The organism is Tardiphaga sp., assembly GCF_041424195.1.
In the GTDB taxonomy this organism is placed as follows: Bacteria; Pseudomonadota; Alphaproteobacteria; order Rhizobiales; family Xanthobacteraceae; genus Tardiphaga.
This window is the reverse complement of sequence record NZ_JBGMOE010000062.1, coordinates 91,303-107,268: the sequence shown is the minus strand read 5'-3', so window position 1 is coordinate 107,268 and position 15,966 is coordinate 91,303. Positions and strand designations below refer to the sequence as shown.

The window sequence follows — 15,966 nt, the reverse complement described above, 5'->3', positions numbered from 1 at the left end:
CCGCCTTCTCGGTGATCGACGGCACCTCGCGATACATGTTGAACAGTTCGCCCTCATCGAGTCCGAGGCTTTCGACGATATACTGGAAGGTGTGCGTATGCACGGCCTCCTCGAAAGACTGCCGCAGCAAATACTGGCGGCATTCCGGATTGGTGAGGTGGCGATAGATCGCCAGCACGATGTTGTTGGCGACGAGGCTCTCCGACGCCGCGAAGAAACCGAGATTGCGCTTGATGGCGCGGCGCTCGTCTTCAGTCAGGCCGTCGCGGGACTTCCACAGCGCGATATCGGCCTGCATGGAGACTTCGGTGGGCATCCAGTGATTGTTGCAGCCGGCAAGATACTTCTCCCACGCCCATTTGTATTTCAGCGGCAGCAGCTGATTGACGTCAGCGCGGCAGTTGATCATCCGCTTTTCGTCCACCGAGACGCGGCCGCCGGCGCGATCGATAGTGCCAAGGCCGGTGGCGTCGGCGGGAGGCTGCGGGAGTGGGATGAAGGCGGGGTTTTTGGGAGCGGCTGAGGTATCGGACCAGTCGAGCATGGGGTGTTCCTTGCGTATTTGTTCGGCCCTCATGGTGAGGAGCCCGCTTCTTCAGCGGACGTCTCGAACCATGAGCGTGGGGCCATCCTTCGAGACGCGGCCAAGAGGCCGCTCCTCAGGATGAGGTCAGTGTGTTTGGCGCAGCCTTACTGACACGCCTCGCATTCGGGGTTGTCGATCGAGCAGGCCATCGCGACATTCAGCTCCGGTGCCGTGACGGAAGACTGAACGAGAATCGGCGCGCCTGCCGTGTTCGCTGTCGCCACCATGGCCGACACAGCATTGAGCTTGCCGTCGGTGCCCTTCAGCGTGGACTTCTCCACATGCGTCGCGCTGCGCGAGCGCAGGTAGTAGGTCGTCTTCAATCCCAGCGTCCAGGCGAGGCGATAAAGCTGGTCGAGCTTCTTGCCGGAGGGATTGGCGATGTAGAGATTGAGCGACTGCGCCTGGTCGATCCATTTCTGCCGGCGCGAGGCCGCCTCGATCAGCCACGCGCTGTCGATCTCGAATGAGGTCGCATACAGCGCCTTGAGATCGTCGGGTACGCGGTCGATCGATCCGACGCTGCCGTCGAAATACTTGAGATCGGAGACCATTACCTCGTCCCACAGCCCGCGCTTCTTCAGATCGCGCACGAGAAACGCGTTCACCACCGTGAAGTCGCCCGACATGTTCGATTTGACATAGAGGTTCTGATAGGCGGGTTCGATCGACTGCGCGACACCGCAGATATTGGAGATCGTCGCCGTCGGCGCGATCGCCATCACGTTGGAATTGCGCATGCCGGTGGACTTCACGCGGTCCCGCAGGCTGTTCCAGTCCAGCGTGGTCGAACGATCCATCTGCACGCCGCCCCGCGCAGCGGCGAGTATTTCTATGGAGTCGATCGGCAGAATGCCGCGGCTCCACAGCGATCCATCGAAGGACGGATAACGGCCGCGCTCGGCAGCGAGATCGACCGATGCCGAGATCGAATGGAAGGCAATCGCTTCCATGCTGGTGTCGGCGAAGGCGACGGCAGCGTCCGACGCCATCGCGATGCCCTGGACCTGCAGGGCGTCCTGGAAGCCCATCAGGCCGAGACCGACCGGCCGATGCTTGAGGTTCGAGCGGCGGGCTTCTGGGATGGTGTAGAAATTGATGTCGATGACATTGTCGAGCATCCGCATCGCCGTAGTCACGGTGCGCTTCAGCTGCGCATGGTCGAGACCTTCCTTGCCGATGTGATTCAGCAGATTGACCGAACCGAGATTGCAGACGGCGACTTCATCATCCGACGTATTCAAAGTGATCTCGGTGCAGAGATTCGACGAGTGGATCACGCCGGCATGCTGCTGCGGCGAGCGCAGGTTGCAGGGATCCTTGAACGTGATCCAGGGATGGCCGGTCTCGAACACCATGGTCAGCATGCGGCGCCACAGGTCAGTCGCCCGCACTTTCTTGAAGACGCGGATCTCGCCGCGCGCGGCTTTCTCTTCATAGGCCGCATAGCGCTCGGCAAAGGGCTTGCCATAGAGATCGTGCAGTTCCGGCGTTTCGTCAGGCGAGAACAGTGTCCATTCGCCGTCAAGCTCAACGCGCTGCATGAACAGATCTGGCACCCAGTTGGCCGTGTTCATGTCGTGGGTGCGGCGGCGGTCGTCGCCGGTGTTCTTGCGCAGATCGAGGAATTCCTCGATGTCGATATGCCAGGTTTCCAGATAGGCACAGACCGCGCCCTTGCGCTTGCCGCCCTGGTTGACGGCGATGGCCGTATCGTTGGCAACCTTCAGGAATGGCACCACACCCTGGCTCTCGCCATTGGTGCCCTTGATATGGGCACCCAACCCGCGCACGCGGGTCCAGTCATTGCCGAGACCGCCGGAATATTTCGCCAGCAGCGCATTGTCCTTCACCGACTTGAAGATGCCGTCGAGATCGTCGGCGACGGTGGTGAGGAAGCAGGACGACAGCTGCGGGCGCAGCGTGCCGGAATTGAACAGAGTCGGCGTCGAGGCCATGAAGTCGAACGACGACAGCAGATTGTAGAATTCGATGGCACGGGCTTCGCGGTCGATCTCGCGCAATGCGAGGCCCATGGCGACGCGCATGAAGAAGGCCTGCGGCAGCTCGATGCGGTTGCCCTGGACATGCAGGAAGTAGCGATCGTAGAGCGTCTGCAGGCCCAGAAACTGGAACTGGAGATCGCCTTCCGGCTTCAGCGCTGCGGCGATTCGCTTGAGGTCGAAACGCGCGAGTTCAGGATCGAGCAGTTCGGCATTGATGCCGGTCTTGATATAGGCGCCGAAATAGTCGGCGTAACGCGTGGTCATGTCAGCCTGCGATGCATGCGTCAGGCTGCCATGGACGAAGGACAGGACTTCAGTGCGCAGCTTGTCGAGCAGCAGACGGGCGCTGACGAAGGTGTAGTTCGGTTCCTGCTCCACCAGCGTGCGCGCGGCCATGATGCCGGCCAGTGCCAGCTCATCCAGCGTGATGCCGTCATAGAGATTGCGGCGGGTTTCCTCGAGCACCGGGGCGGCCTCGACGCCATCGAGGCCGGCGCAGGCCTCGTTGACGATCAGCGCCAGACGCGCCGAATCGAGCGGCGCCCGGGTGCCGTTGGCGAGCGTGACATGCAGCACCGGCGCGGTGGAGACGAGCGCAGGCTTGGCGGCCAGTTCCTCTGCGCGGGTGCGGGCGCGCTCCTCGCGATACAGCACATAAGCGCGCGCGACCTTGTGATGCTCGCTGCGCATCAGCGCCAGTTCGACCTGATCCTGCACGTCCTCGATATGGAAGGTGCGCCCTTCCCCGACACGGCGCGTCAGCGCGGCGACGACGTCGCCGGTGAGCTGCTCCACCGCTTCATGAACGCGGCGCGACGCGGCAGCGGTGTGGCCCTCGACGGCGAGGAACGCCTTGGTCATGGCCACGGAAATCTTGCTGCCGTCGAAAGGCGACACGGTGCCGTTGCGGCGGATAATCTGCATCGAGGGTTCGCGCGCGGGTGCAGCGAGCGTTTCCGGCGACCGTTGAACCGGCGGCGTATGAGCCGCATCGCGGCCGTTGGACAAGACGGAAGATGAAGTAGGCATCGGCAAGACCCCGTGTGATGCATCAAGCAATGGGGGCTGGGGCCGAAAGGACGCTGCAAAATACACGGCGGACATCCCGCCGGCATTGCCTGCAAGCGACCGCTGGGACACCCCGCCCATGGACGTTCTGGTGTCGCGGCAGGTCTCCTGGCTCGCAGATTCAAGCGCTTGTTTCTGTCTTCCCAATGCCGACAGGGCATCAGTGACTTCAGACGAAACAAACTCTCTGCTTACAGTTGCGGGGGCAGCGCCGGAATTGGACGCGAAAACAACGTCTTCACCGGCTTCCCTCTTAGCCACCAAGTCTTGCGACAAGGCGGACCGTGACATCTACATTTGGTGTGACCCGTGGCAGAGTGTCAAGCGGACAAATTCATGACGGCTGTTGGTCCCGTGGACAACTGCTTGCCCTGGCAGGATCCGCGGCATCGGTGGCGGTCTCTGCACGATGCGATTCGTTGTCCGGAAGCGCTGTGAAGCGCAGAACACGATCATCAACCAATGGAGGATGCCATGCGCAACCTGATAACGACCACCGAGAGGATGAACTTCAATACTATCGTCGAGCGCCCGGGTGTGCCCGCGGCGTTCGAGACAACGGAGCAGATTGCCCGTCGCCGCCTCGACGAGATGCTGAACGAGGCGCTGATGGACAGTTTTCCGGCCAGCGATCCAATCTCCTCTTTGCAGCTCGCCTGAGCGGATCAGACCGCGCGAAAGCTGGCCCGGTACTGGCTGGGGGTCAGGCCCAGCCGTCGCACAAAGACCTGACGCATGTGTTCGGCGGTGGTGAAGCCGCATTCATAGGCCACCATCTTCAGCGGCAGATCGCTGCCTTCGAGGCGGTTACGCGCCGTGTCGATCCTGGCGCCCTCAACGAAATCTGCGGGCGTCATCTTCGTTTCCTGCTTAAATACCCGCGCGAAAGTTCGCGCGCTCATGCCCGCCACATCCGCAAGTTCATCCACGCTGTGCGCGTCACGCAAATGAGCCATCACATGGGCATGGACGCGCGCGATTGGTGAACCCGGCTCGGCCGGCGGCACCAGATAGGGACTGAATTGCGACTGGCCGCCCTGCCGCTGCGCCACCACGACCAGACGCTTGGCCACGGCCAGCGCAACATCGGCACCATGATCTTCCTGAACCAGTGCGAGACCGAGATCGATGCCTGCGGTGACGCCGGCCGATGTCACGAGCGCGCCATCGCGGCTATAGATGCGATCGAACTCCACATGCGCCTTGGGGAAACGCAGCGCCAATAGCGGCGCATTCTGCCAGTGCGTCGTCACCGTCTTGCCGTCGAGCAGACCTGCATGGCCGAGCGCGAATGCACCGGTGCACACCGAGCCGTAACGCTCCGCATGGAGTGCTGCGCTGGCCAGCCACTCGGTGAGCTGCGGATCGGCCTCCGCCGACGGCAGACCTGGCCCGCCGGCAACCAGAACCAGATCCCAGGGCTTCTTCGCGTCGCTGAACGCCAGATCGGCGGATATCCGCAAACCGTTCGATGCACGGAGCGGCGTGCAGTCTGCTGCAACAAGCGTGATGTCGTAGCCGTCGCTCGGCGCGACGAAGCCATTGGCCTCCATGAACACATCAAGCGGACCGGCCACGTCCAGCGACTGGACACCCGGAAAGATCGCAAGCGCAACGGACTTCATGGTGATGCTTCATTCCATCGATGGCAGTAAACCCAGACGCCGAAGAATAGATAGTCGCGTTCCGGCAGGAAATCAGGGATGAATGGCAGTTTTACAGGGCGTTGCGCGATTGCGAGAACACCGCCCTCGGACGACAACGGATGCATCACAACGACAGTGCAAGGAGCATCCCATGAGCAAGACGATTGCCGGCATTAAAGTGCCGGACAGCGCCCTCGCCCGCCAGGTCGATCAACTGGTGCGCGATACGGAAAGTGAGCTTTTGTATCACCACTCCAATCGCGTTTTCCTGTTCGGCGCGCTCGCGGGGCAGCGCAAGGGTCTCAAGGTCGATTCCGAGTTACTCTATGTGGGCGCCATGTTTCACGACATGGGCCTGCAGGCGCCCTGTGCGAGCAAGGAGGAGCGTTTCGAGGTCGATGGCGCGAATGCTGCCGCAGACTTCCTGCGCAGCCACCATATCGATGAACGCGATATCGACGATGTCTGGGACGCCATCGCGCTTCACACGACGCCGGGCATTCCCAAGCACAAGCGCCCCGTCGTGGCGCTGGTGACGGCGGGTGTCGAGATGGATGTACTTGGTCTGGACTACGATGCATTCACGGCACATCAGCGCCACGAAGTGTGTGCCTGCCATCCGCGCGGCCATGACTTCAAGAACGGGATCATCGATGCGTTCGCTGCAGGGACGATCCACAAGCCGGAGACCACCTTCGGCAACGTCAAGGCTGACGTGCTCGAACTTCGCGACCCCAGCTACAAGCGCGTTAATTTCTGCAGCGTCATCCTGAACTCGGCGTGGAGCGAATAGAGCTTCGGATTCGCATGGCGATCAACGCTGCCACCAGCAGCGTTGCGCCGAAGCCAGTGGGGCCGCCCAGGAATGGATAAGCAATCAACAGCGCCGCGGCGGCGCCGAGGATCGGCAGTTCGTGGCGCTGAAAGCCTTCGGAGAGACCGATACGCGCGAGAAAGCCGACGGCAATTGCAAGCACCATGACGTCGTACAGAAACAGATACGGCGTCGTCAGCAAGGCGCCGACCGCCAGCGCGGCTGCTTTCAATTCGTATCGCACACTGCTTCGCCACAACGGGACGAGCACCGCCACGACGGCGCCGATCATGATCCACTGAAACGTCCATGCCAGCGGCTCGCTGCCGTCAAAATAGCGCACCAGGGCGAAGATGCTCTGCATCTTGCCCCACGGCGCGCGGCCTTCGGTGAGAAAGGCCTGCGAGAACATCGGCATCCAGTGAATAAAGGCTTGCCAGCTCTCCGTGCCGAACGCGAGCCACGACACCGCGGCCAGCAGCACGGTCGTGATGCCTGCAATGACAAACGCCTTCCATTGTGATGCCGCGATCAACATCAGCGGAAACAGCAAACCATATTGCGGCTTGTAGCTGAGCAGCCCCAGACAGATGCCCGACAGGATCGGTCGGGTGGGCAATAGCACCAGCATGCCGCCGATGAGCGCCGCCGTCAGAAATCCATTCTGCCCGACCAGCGCGTTGGTCATGACAACCGGAAAAGCCGCTGCCAACACCAATCCGAAGGGGCGACCGACGATCGCGCGCATCGCAATCAGATAAGGAATGAAGCTGACTGCAGCCCAGCCGGCAAAGGCCACGGCATAAGGCAGCTTCGCGAGTAATGCCGCGATGAACAGGAATGGCGGCGGATAGTGCCAGGCAAAATTGCCCGGATAGGTCTGGCCGAGGACGGCGATCTGGATCTTCTTCTGAATGTCCCAGTCATAGGCCCATGCCGGATGCCCATCGAGCACCAGTCGGCCGGCGGACCAGACGTTGATGAAGTCCGTCGGGGAGCCGAGGTCGCCCTCATAGATCCAGCCGCGGCCGTAAAAGGTCGGGAAGAAGGCGAGATGCAGCATCGTCAGGATGGTGCAGACAATCAGCAGCGCCGGCGGAATGAGGCCGCGCCCGGGTGTCGAAGTCATCGTGAGCGGCACTGCCATGGGGTCCCCAATGCGCATCAAAGGCGCTGGCGGACAGTGCCGGGGGAAGTTTGAGGAAGGTTTAAGTGGACCGTAAGCCGACCGGAGCGCAGCGCAATCGGAGCTACAGACAACAAAAAACGCGGCCTTTCGGCCGCGTTTTGCATGTCTGAGTACGAGGCCTTTACGCCTGCGGCTGCGGCTCCAGGCCACCGTCCGGACGCGACCGCGGCTTGCCGGCGGGCGGCACGGCCGAGGTACGCGGGCCCGAGGGCTCCAGCACCGACTCGCGGTTCGGCTTCTTACCGTTCAGGAGATCAGTGATCTCATCACCGGACAGGGTCTCGAATTCGAGCAGGCCCTTGGCGAGGGCTTCCAGATCGGCACGCTTCTCGGTGAGGATCTTGGTCGCCTCGTCATAACCTTCCGCCACCAGACGCTTCACTTCGGAGTCGATCTTCTGCGCGGTCGATTCCGAGACGTTCTGCTGGCGGTTGACCTGCATGCCGAGGAACACTTCGTCATTGTTCTCGCCATAGGACACCGTGCCGAGTTCTTCCGACAGGCCCCAGCGCGTGACCATCATGCGCGCCAGGCGCGTGGCCTGCTCGATGTCGGACGACGCACCGGAGGTGACCTTGTTGCGGCCGAAGACCAGCTCTTCAGCAACGCGACCGCCCATCATGATGGCGAGGCGCGAGGTCATCTGCTCCAGCGACATCGACATCTTGTCGCGCTCCGGCAGCTGCATGACCATGCCGAGCGCGCGGCCGCGCGGAATGATGGTTGCCTTGTGGATCGGGTCGGTGGCGACGACGTTGAGGCCGACGATGGCGTGGCCGCCTTCGTGATAGGCGGTCAGCATCTTCTCTTCCTCGGACATCACCAGCGACTTGCGCTCGGCGCCCATCATGACCTTGTCCTTGGCCTCTTCGAACTCGCTCTGCGTCACCATGCGCTTGTTGCGGCGCGCGGCGGTCAGAGCGGCCTCGTTGACGAGGTTCATCAGATCGGCGCCCGAGAAACCGGGGGTGCCGCGGGCGATGGTCTTGAGGTTGATATCCGGCGCCAGCGGCACCTTGCGGACATGGACCTTGAGGATCTGCTCGCGACCGACGACGTCCGGATTCGGCACTACGACCTGACGGTCGAAACGGCCCGGGCGCAGCAGCGCAGGATCCAGCACATCCGGACGGTTGGTGGCAGCGATCAGGATCACGCCCTCATTGGCCTCGAAGCCGTCCATCTCGACCAGCAACTGGTTGAGGGTCTGTTCGCGCTCGTCATTGCCGCCGCCGAGGCCAGCGCCACGATGACGACCGACGGCATCGATTTCGTCGATGAAGATGATGCAAGGCGCGTTCTTCTTGGCCTGCTCGAACATGTCACGCACGCGGGATGCGCCGACGCCGACGAACATTTCGACGAAGTCCGAACCCGAGATGGTGAAGAACGGCACATTGGCTTCGCCGGCGACAGCACGTGCGATCAGCGTCTTACCGGTACCGGGAGGGCCAACTAGCAGCACGCCGCGCGGGATACGTCCGCCGAGGCGCTGATACTTGCCGGGGTCGCGCAGGAATTCGACGATTTCCTGCAGATCCTGCTTGGCCTCATCCACGCCGGCGACGTCTTCGAACGTCACGCGGCCATGCGCTTCCGTCAGCATCTTGGCGCGCGACTTGCCGAAGCCCATCGCCTTGCCGGCGCCACCCTGCATCTGGCGCGACAGGAAGATCCACACGCCGATCAGCGCGATGAATGGCAGCCAAGACACGAGCAGCGAGACGAACCACGGCACGTTGTCGCCCGGCGCCTTGGCAGTGATCGAGACCTTGGCGTCATACAGACGCTTGATCAGGGTCGGATCGCTGGGCGCATAGGTCTGGAAGGTGGAGCCGTTGGTGAAGGTGCCGTGAATCTCCGGCCCCTGAATCACAACGTCACGGACGTGATTTTGATCAACTTCGGTGAGGAGCTGCGAGAACGAGATGTCCTGTGAGGCAGTGCGCTGACCGGGATTCTGGAAAAGCGTGAACAGCGCCAGCAGCAGCAAAACGATAATGACCCAGAGGGCAAAATTGCGCAGGTTCGCGTTCATCGATCTTCCTTCGTCGCCGCGCGAAATCGCGGCCTTATTCCCTTGTGAGTCGCCACAAGGGTTCACCCTGGGTCGGTCGGATACAATCTAGGTGCGACCAGGGGCGCTGCCAAGGGAACTGGGATGGACTATTTAACGCATCTACGCGCATTTCCGGTTCAAATAATGGCGGTGCTGACAGGGTTTTCCCACGGTGGTTAAGGTACTGTGGGACAGCAGGTACGTCTTTGCACTCAATCTGCCGGACGCCGTCTTGGCGGCGCTGGAACGATTCTCAGGCGATCCTGCGTCAGCGTAATCATGGCGCCCGCCAGCGTCTGCTTCAGCAGGATACCTTTTCCGCCCGATCGCGCAGCCTGACCCATGGCCAGCACCAGTGTTTCGACCTTGCCGAGCTCTGCCGGGCCCTCGTGCCCGACCTGATTGATCATTCGCAACAGCAGCCGGACGCGGATTTCCTCGGCCAGCCCCGCAAAGGTCCCTGCGTCGATGGCTTCGGGCACCCGGCCCGGGCTATGCAGCGCCAGAAAACGTTCTGCGCCGTCGACCATCAGCTCCAGCGCTGCATCGGCGCGCCGCAACCGCATCGCCAGTCGGGCGAGATTGCGCGAGTCGAAGCCCTCGGACGCCAGCGTCGGCATCAGCGCCCGCAGCCGCGGACGGGTGTAGCTGGGGTCGGAATTACTGGGATCGGTCGCGAAATCGATATTCGCTTTGGTCAGCGTGGCAACAAGTTGTGCCTTCGCGATGTGCAAAAAGGGACGCGCGAGCTGGACCCCGTCACGCTCGGTCTGCCGCGCCATGCCGGCGAGGCCGGCGATGCCGCTGCCGCGCGCCATCCGCATCAGCAGGGTCTCAGCCTGGTCGTCGCGAGTGTGCGCCGTGAGCACATGGGAGGCGCCGGCACTGCGCGCGGCCTTGGCGAGCAAAAGATAGCGCGCCTCGCGTGCCGCGGCAGGCAGCCCGGCTTTCGGCTTGGTGCCGGTCCAGCGCATGGTGCGATGAGCAATGCCAAGGGAGGTCGAAAGCCGCTTGACGTCGCGCGCCTCTCGGGCCGCTTCGGGGCGCAAACCATGATCGATGGTCACAGCAATGAGGTCGGGGCCACGTTTCCGCATACGCCGCCAACGCGCGGCGAGCCACATCAGGGCGACGGAATCAGGACCGCCGGACACGGCAAGGACCAGCGCTGGCGCGGAGTTCCAGTCAGCGAATAGCTGTTTCGCCATCTGGGCCGAAATCGGCGACTGGTCGTCGTCGGACATGCGCATCAGACCGGTTGCGACCCGGCTCACCGTCCGGGTCGATCTGCCAGGGCGTGATCCGATCCGAAAACCGGGCTCCGCTCTTCGGGATCACGCCTTAGCACTTAACGCGTTTTTGCTCGCGGTCCACACCCTGTTTCACGCCGGCCGAGGCGCGGGGATACTTCCGCGTCACTTCACCGAAAGCAGCACAGGCGGCTTCCTTTTCCTTCAGCGCGGCCAGCGACTGGCCGAGCCGCAGCAAGGCATCGGGCGCCTTGGCGGATGTGTCGTATTTCGTAGTCACGCCCAGAAATGCCTCGGCAGCATCGCGATATTTCTGCCGCTGGAAGAAGCTCTCGCCGAGCCAATACTGCGAATCCGCAATCATTGGATCGCCCGGATATTTCTGCGCGAAGTTGCGCATGGTCTCCTCGGCCAGCGCGTAATCACGACGCTGCATATAGCCGATGCCGAGATCGAACTCGTCCTTCGGGGTCGAGCCCGGCGGCAAGGTCGTCAGTGCCGGCGCTGCTCCGCCCGGGGCAGCATTGCCCAACGGGAGCGGCTCGCCGGCCCCACGACCGCCCTGCGCACCGACCGGCGCGTTTGCGGGCATCGGCTGTTGGCCACCGCCGAGTGCGCGCGGCACGCCCGGCGCGTTCGGGTTCGCATTGGGATCGAACGCATCGTTACGACGGCCAGCGCGAGGAGCCGGCGCGGGATCCTGAGCAATTGGTGCAGGAATCGCGACCTGCGGCTGTTGTTGATTGTAACCGGGCTGCGGCGCCTGCTGCACCGGGGCGGCAGCGATATTGGGCCGGCCACCGGGAGCACCGGCCGGGGCACCGCCCGCCTGCAGCTGCCGCAGCTGATCCTCGAGCTGGCGGTTACGGAATTGCAGCTCCTCGTTCTGGCCGGTGAGTTGCCGCAGCTGGTTCTGCAATCGCTCGATCTGCAAGCCCTGATCGGCATCGTCGTCGCCCGGCTGCTGCTGGCCGTAGCCCTGCTGACGGGGAGCCGGTTGACCAAACAACTGCGCCCAAACCGGCGAAGCCGTGACGAGCAACATGGAGACGAGCGCAGCGCCGGCGAGCGAATGAGATCTGGATGACATTTGAGCCTGAAAATGACCGGTTTCGCGCCCCATTGGCGCGCATCACGATGAGAATTTCACTACGCCAAAAATGTGACTTTCGACAGCGACAAAGGCGCCCGTTGAAAACAAAAACGGCGCCTGCCCCAAGGCAGACGCCGTTTTATTTGATAGCAACGCCTGCTTACGCGCCGGCGTTCAGCACGGTGACTGCGCGGCGGTTCTGCGACCAGCACGAGATGTCGTTACACACCGCGACCGGACGTTCCTTGCCGTAGGAGATGGTGCGCATGCGGCTGGCATCGATCCCGCGTGAGGCCAGGAAGGTCCGAACCGACTGGGCACGGCGGGCGCCGAGAGCAATGTTGTATTCGCGGGTGCCGCGCTCGTCGGCATGACCCTCGATGGTGAACGAGTAGCGGTTGTACTGCTGCAGCCACTGCGCCTGCTTGTCCAGGGTCGCAATCGCCTGCGGTGACAGTTCGGTCTGATCGCTCTCGAAGAACACGCGATCGCCGACATTGACGACGAAGTCCTGCTGGCTGCCTGGCGTCGCGGCATTGGCCATCGCACCATCGGCACCCAAACCGTTCTTGTTGGCGCAGGCGCCCATCGACAGCGCCACGGCCAGCACTGCAGCCAGTTTTAATCCCTGGAGGATACGCATCTGATGCTTCATTCCCGGAGCCTCCACGCTCACGCTTTACCCAACTGTCATTCGGTCTACAGGGCGTTGGTTAAGCGAACGTTCCGTCAACCTTGATGAGGTGTTGCCAAAACCGATCAAAAGCCACAGGCCGCGAAAAAGCAACGACGTGGTTAATGGTTGGCAAATGTGGCGCGACGGTGAAGGTTCTGAGAAAGCAGATGGTTTTAGACAGAATCCTGCTGTGGGACTGCCGGGATAGTCAGCAATTGCCGCGACGGGACTGTCGCCCACTCACCCTCAGGTGCGGGGCGACATGGCGGCCTTGGCAATATGGAACTCGGATGAATGGAGATCCGGCGCCAGTGGCTCGCTCTTGCGCTCGAACAGAGCCCGCTGCTCGAACAGACTGGAGCGGAAATGCGGGTAGCGCATGAAAATGCGTTCGCGCACCGAGGCGTAGTCGGCCGCCATCAGGCATAGCGGCTTGGTCAGCGTCGGATAGGGCCGCGGCTCGCACATCGGCGTCTGCAGGAAAACCTTGCGATAAAATGCACGATGCTCGGCGCGCACGGTCGCCGTCCCGATATCGGCTTTGAAATAGCCGCAAGCGACATAGCCCAGCCGAACCGTCATATAGGGCAGTTCAGGAAACTTGGTGCGATTGTTCGGGTCGGCCACGAAGCGGTTCGGATCGACGATGATCTTCCCCTTGTCCAGCTCGGGACGCAGCAAGTCCCCGAATGCATCGACGGCGGGCGTTTCCGGATTGTCCGGCGTCGCTACGCTGACACGCAGCGAACTGGCGAGCTCGCCATCAACGAATATCCCGAAAGTCCATGAATTCGGCAAAGCATCGAAACGGTCGACGAGACGGCGATCCGCCCGAGGCTCGATGGCCCCCTCATGGAGATAGGCTCTATAGCGCAGGCTATAGATCGCCTCTTTCTCAGCTTCTGTTTCGGCAAGACGGTAGTCGACCCGGTCGAGAATATCGCTGCGCTTTGAAGCTTCAGTCGCTTGATCGGCCGAAGCCATCATTCCGTCTCCTACGCACCAACGCCATGACTACGCGAGTAGGGGAAACGTTAAAGCTTTCTTAAAAGTTGTCAAAGGTTCTGCCACAGTGTGGTTAACCTTTGCCCATGCTCGGCGTGGCGTAACGAACGGAAATGAAAATTCGGAAGTGTGGCCTGCGGCTGGTCAGGCGGGCGTACGTGTGGCCTCGACATTGACGTCGTGTTCGATCACGCGACGTCCGTGGGATGCATCCAGGAGCTGTCTGATACGGGTCGCAGGCACCGGGCGGCTGAACAGATAGCCCTGCGCCTCGCTGATCGTGCCATCGGCGCTGATCAGCTCCAGTTGCTCGTTGGTCTCGATGCCTTCGACGACAACCGTCATTCCGAGATCGGCACTGAGGCGCGCCACGCCGCGCAATAGCGTCAACGGACGATCCGTATCGATCCCTTCAAGGAATGAGCGATCGATCTTCACCTTCTGCAGCGGGAAATTGTGCAGATAGCTCAGGCTCGAATAGCCGGTACCAAAATCGTCGAGCGAAATCCGGCAGCCTGCTGCGTGCAACTGCGCGAGGGCATCGTGGGTCCATTGCGTGTTACGCAGCAGGGACGATTCCGTGATCTCGATTTCGAGACGATGCGCCGGCAGGCCGGACACGTCGAGGGCATAACGTACCTCGCTTAATACGTCGCGCTGATGAAACTGCTGTGACGAGAAGTTGACAGCGACGCTGACCGCATCCGGCCACTTCATGCATTCGATGCAGGCCTTGCGCAAAATCCAGCGGCCAAGATCGACGATCAGACCCATGTCTTCTGCGACGGGAATGATATCGACCGGCGAAACAGTGCCGCGAACAGGGTGATTCCAGCGCAGCAGCGCTTCGCAAGTCGAGATCCGCCCCGACTTCAGATTGACCAGTGGCTGGTAATAAATTTCGAATTCTTCATTGGCGAGCGCCTGACGCAGATCGAGTTCGAGCACGCGGCGCGCCTCGACCGTCTGGGCCATCTCGTCGCGGAAGAAGCAGAACGTGCCGCGGCCGGATGCCTTGGCGCGGTACAGCGCCATATCGGCATTCTTCAGGAGATGGTCAGCGCTGACATCGGGTTCCGTCAGGGCAATACCGACACTGGCGCCGATTTCGACCTGATGATTGTCGACCTCGTAGCGCTCGCTGAGCCGTTCGACGATGCGGCGCGCCAGATCGGCGGCATCATGACTGGTCCTGATGGCGCGCTGGAAGACCACGAATTCGTCACCACCGAAACGCGCGACGAAATCATCCGCGCGCAACATCTCGCGTAACCGGTCGGCGACCATGCACAGCAGCTGATCCCCGCACGGGTGACCAAGCGTATCGTTGACCTGCTTGAACTGATCGAGATCGACGAACAACAGGGCCGACAGCGTAGAATCGTTCGAACTCTTGAGCATGCGGCCAATTTCGTTTCGGAAACTGACCCGGTTCGGCAGGCCCGTCAATTCGTCGAAACGCGCCATGTGGCTGATACGCGCTTCGGAATTGCGACGCTCGGTAATGTCTTCAAGCAGAACGACCGTGCCACCGCCGATCATCGGCTGAAACTTCCACAACAACGCGCGTTCACACTCGTGCGCATGATCAAGGGTCGTGATTTCGGCTGCCTTCGAGCTTTCAATCTCGCCGACGATGGTCATCGCACTGGCCGACGACACTGTCCCCGCATTGACGCAGAGCGAGACGACTTCGCGAGCGGTCACGCCGCGCTGTACGAGATCCTCTGAAATCTCCATCATCGCGGTGAAGCGATTGTTGAGCACCGCCAACCGACCATCGGCGCCGAACATACACAGGCCATTGGGCATGTTGTTCAGCGCCGTATCGAACTGGCCGGCGATGGAGCCGACCCGCTCGGTGGCCAGCAGCGCCTTGACGTAGACGTCATGCAGGCGAAGCGTGATCCGGCGCAGGCCGACAAAGAACAGGACGTTCAGAAACGCGAAGCCGATATAGTAGAAATCACCGTGGATAATCAGTGCAAGCGCCATCGGGCCGCATGCCAGCAGCACCTGCAACTGCGCGATCTTCGGGCGGCCATAGGTCCGGCCCGCCCCGGCCGCGATATAGGCGACGGTCACGGCTGTACCAAGCATATGCGCGACAGGATCATCGCTGCCGAGCAGGACCACCCAGCACCACAGGCCCAACGCGGCTGCATAAAGCGAGCCGCCAATCATGTAATTGAATTCCCAGCGGATCGCCTCGTCAGGCGTCAGCGCGGTCTCGCGCTTTTCATAGCGGCTGAGCTGAAGAGCCCGCAAAGCGCCGATGACGATGATCAGGGCGGCGCATGGCCACAGCAACGGATTGCCGGTCTTCACAGCCGTCATGACTGCGCCGGTTCCGGCGCAGACCGCACCGGCCAGCATCGGAATCGGGTTCTCGAACAATGAATCGACGAGCGCCGTGTAGATCGACGGCGACATCGATTTGCTGTTCGTCCGGTTGTGGTCGGCGAGCTGCATCGGGCGTAAATGCGTCCTGTTCAGGCGCACATTGGTACCGGGTCCTGATGAAATCTTTCTGAGGGAAGATCGTTAGCGAACTGTTTAAGCATTCGCATAAAC

12 protein-coding genes and 1 riboswitch are annotated in these 15,966 nt (G+C 61.8%); of the genes, 2 read left to right on the top strand and 10 right to left on the bottom strand.

Annotated features, from left to right (window positions below):
* Together ACEK02_RS10260 and ACEK02_RS10255 are read right to left on the bottom strand one after the other, a co-directional pair.
* On the bottom strand, positions 1-544 hold a 544-nt coding region (locus ACEK02_RS10260), incomplete at its 3' end, for a ribonucleotide-diphosphate reductase subunit beta (RefSeq protein ID WP_371421602.1).
* Between the two features lie 146 nt (positions 545-690).
* Positions 691-3,621 carry a ribonucleoside-diphosphate reductase subunit alpha gene (locus ACEK02_RS10255; protein WP_371421601.1) on the bottom strand — a complete coding sequence of 977 codons (2,931 nt, stop codon included), beginning with the start codon at positions 3,619-3,621 and terminating at the stop codon, positions 691-693.
* 119 nt (positions 3,622-3,740) lie between these two features.
* Positions 3,741-3,962, bottom strand: a riboswitch (cobalamin riboswitch).
* 160 nt (positions 3,963-4,122) lie between these two features.
* On the opposite strand from ACEK02_RS10255, the gene ACEK02_RS10250 reads away from it, so the two are divergent.
* The gene (locus tag ACEK02_RS10250) at positions 4,123-4,320 is read left to right on the top strand and encodes a hypothetical protein (protein WP_371421600.1); all 198 of its coding nucleotides are present in this window, start codon (positions 4,123-4,125) and stop codon (positions 4,318-4,320) included.
* Between the two features lie 5 nt (positions 4,321-4,325).
* Here ACEK02_RS10250 and ACEK02_RS10245 read toward each other — a convergent pair whose 3' ends face one another.
* Positions 4,326-5,291: a GlxA family transcriptional regulator gene (locus ACEK02_RS10245; protein ID WP_371421612.1), complete on the bottom strand. Its 966-nt coding sequence runs from the start codon at positions 5,289-5,291 to the stop codon at positions 4,326-4,328.
* Positions 5,292-5,457: 166 nt separating this feature from the next.
* Here ACEK02_RS10245 and ACEK02_RS10240 point away from each other — a divergent pair, with 166 nt between their 5' ends.
* Positions 5,458-6,099 carry an HD domain-containing protein gene (locus ACEK02_RS10240; RefSeq protein WP_371421599.1) on the top strand — a complete coding sequence of 214 codons (642 nt, stop codon included), beginning with the start codon at positions 5,458-5,460 and terminating at the stop codon, positions 6,097-6,099.
* On the opposite strand, the gene ACEK02_RS10235 is transcribed toward ACEK02_RS10240, so the two are convergent.
* The 7 genes from ACEK02_RS10235 to ACEK02_RS10205 all read right to left on the bottom strand — a co-directional run bounded on the left by ACEK02_RS10235 (position 6,071) and on the right by ACEK02_RS10205 (position 15,864).
* Positions 6,071-7,267: a glycosyltransferase family 87 protein gene (locus ACEK02_RS10235; protein ID WP_371421598.1), complete on the bottom strand. Its 1,197-nt coding sequence runs from the start codon at positions 7,265-7,267 to the stop codon at positions 6,071-6,073. The genes ACEK02_RS10240 and ACEK02_RS10235 overlap by 29 nt on opposite strands.
* A 163-nt stretch (positions 7,268-7,430) precedes the next feature.
* Positions 7,431-9,347, bottom strand: coding sequence for an ATP-dependent zinc metalloprotease FtsH (ftsH, locus tag ACEK02_RS10230; protein ID WP_371421597.1), 1,917 nt, complete (start codon positions 9,345-9,347; stop codon positions 7,431-7,433).
* 233 nt (positions 9,348-9,580) lie between these two features.
* Complete coding sequence (gene tilS, locus ACEK02_RS10225; protein ID WP_371421611.1) at positions 9,581-10,612, bottom strand: tRNA lysidine(34) synthetase TilS; 1,032 nt, start codon at positions 10,610-10,612, stop codon at positions 9,581-9,583.
* Between the two features lie 97 nt (positions 10,613-10,709).
* Positions 10,710-11,708 carry a tol-pal system protein YbgF gene (gene ybgF, locus ACEK02_RS10220; RefSeq protein WP_371421596.1) on the bottom strand — a complete coding sequence of 333 codons (999 nt, stop codon included), beginning with the start codon at positions 11,706-11,708 and terminating at the stop codon, positions 10,710-10,712.
* Positions 11,709-11,871: 163 nt separating this feature from the next.
* Complete coding sequence (gene pal / locus ACEK02_RS10215) at positions 11,872-12,366, bottom strand: peptidoglycan-associated lipoprotein Pal (RefSeq protein ID WP_068733555.1); 495 nt, start codon at positions 12,364-12,366, stop codon at positions 11,872-11,874.
* A 267-nt stretch (positions 12,367-12,633) separates the two neighbouring features.
* Positions 12,634-13,374, bottom strand: a complete 741-nt coding sequence (locus ACEK02_RS10210) for a hypothetical protein (RefSeq protein ID WP_371421595.1) — start codon at positions 13,372-13,374, stop codon at positions 12,634-12,636.
* Between the two features lie 162 nt (positions 13,375-13,536).
* Complete coding sequence (locus tag ACEK02_RS10205; protein ID WP_371421594.1) at positions 13,537-15,864, bottom strand: putative bifunctional diguanylate cyclase/phosphodiesterase; 2,328 nt, start codon at positions 15,862-15,864, stop codon at positions 13,537-13,539.
* Between the last annotated feature and the right edge of the window lie 102 nt (positions 15,865-15,966).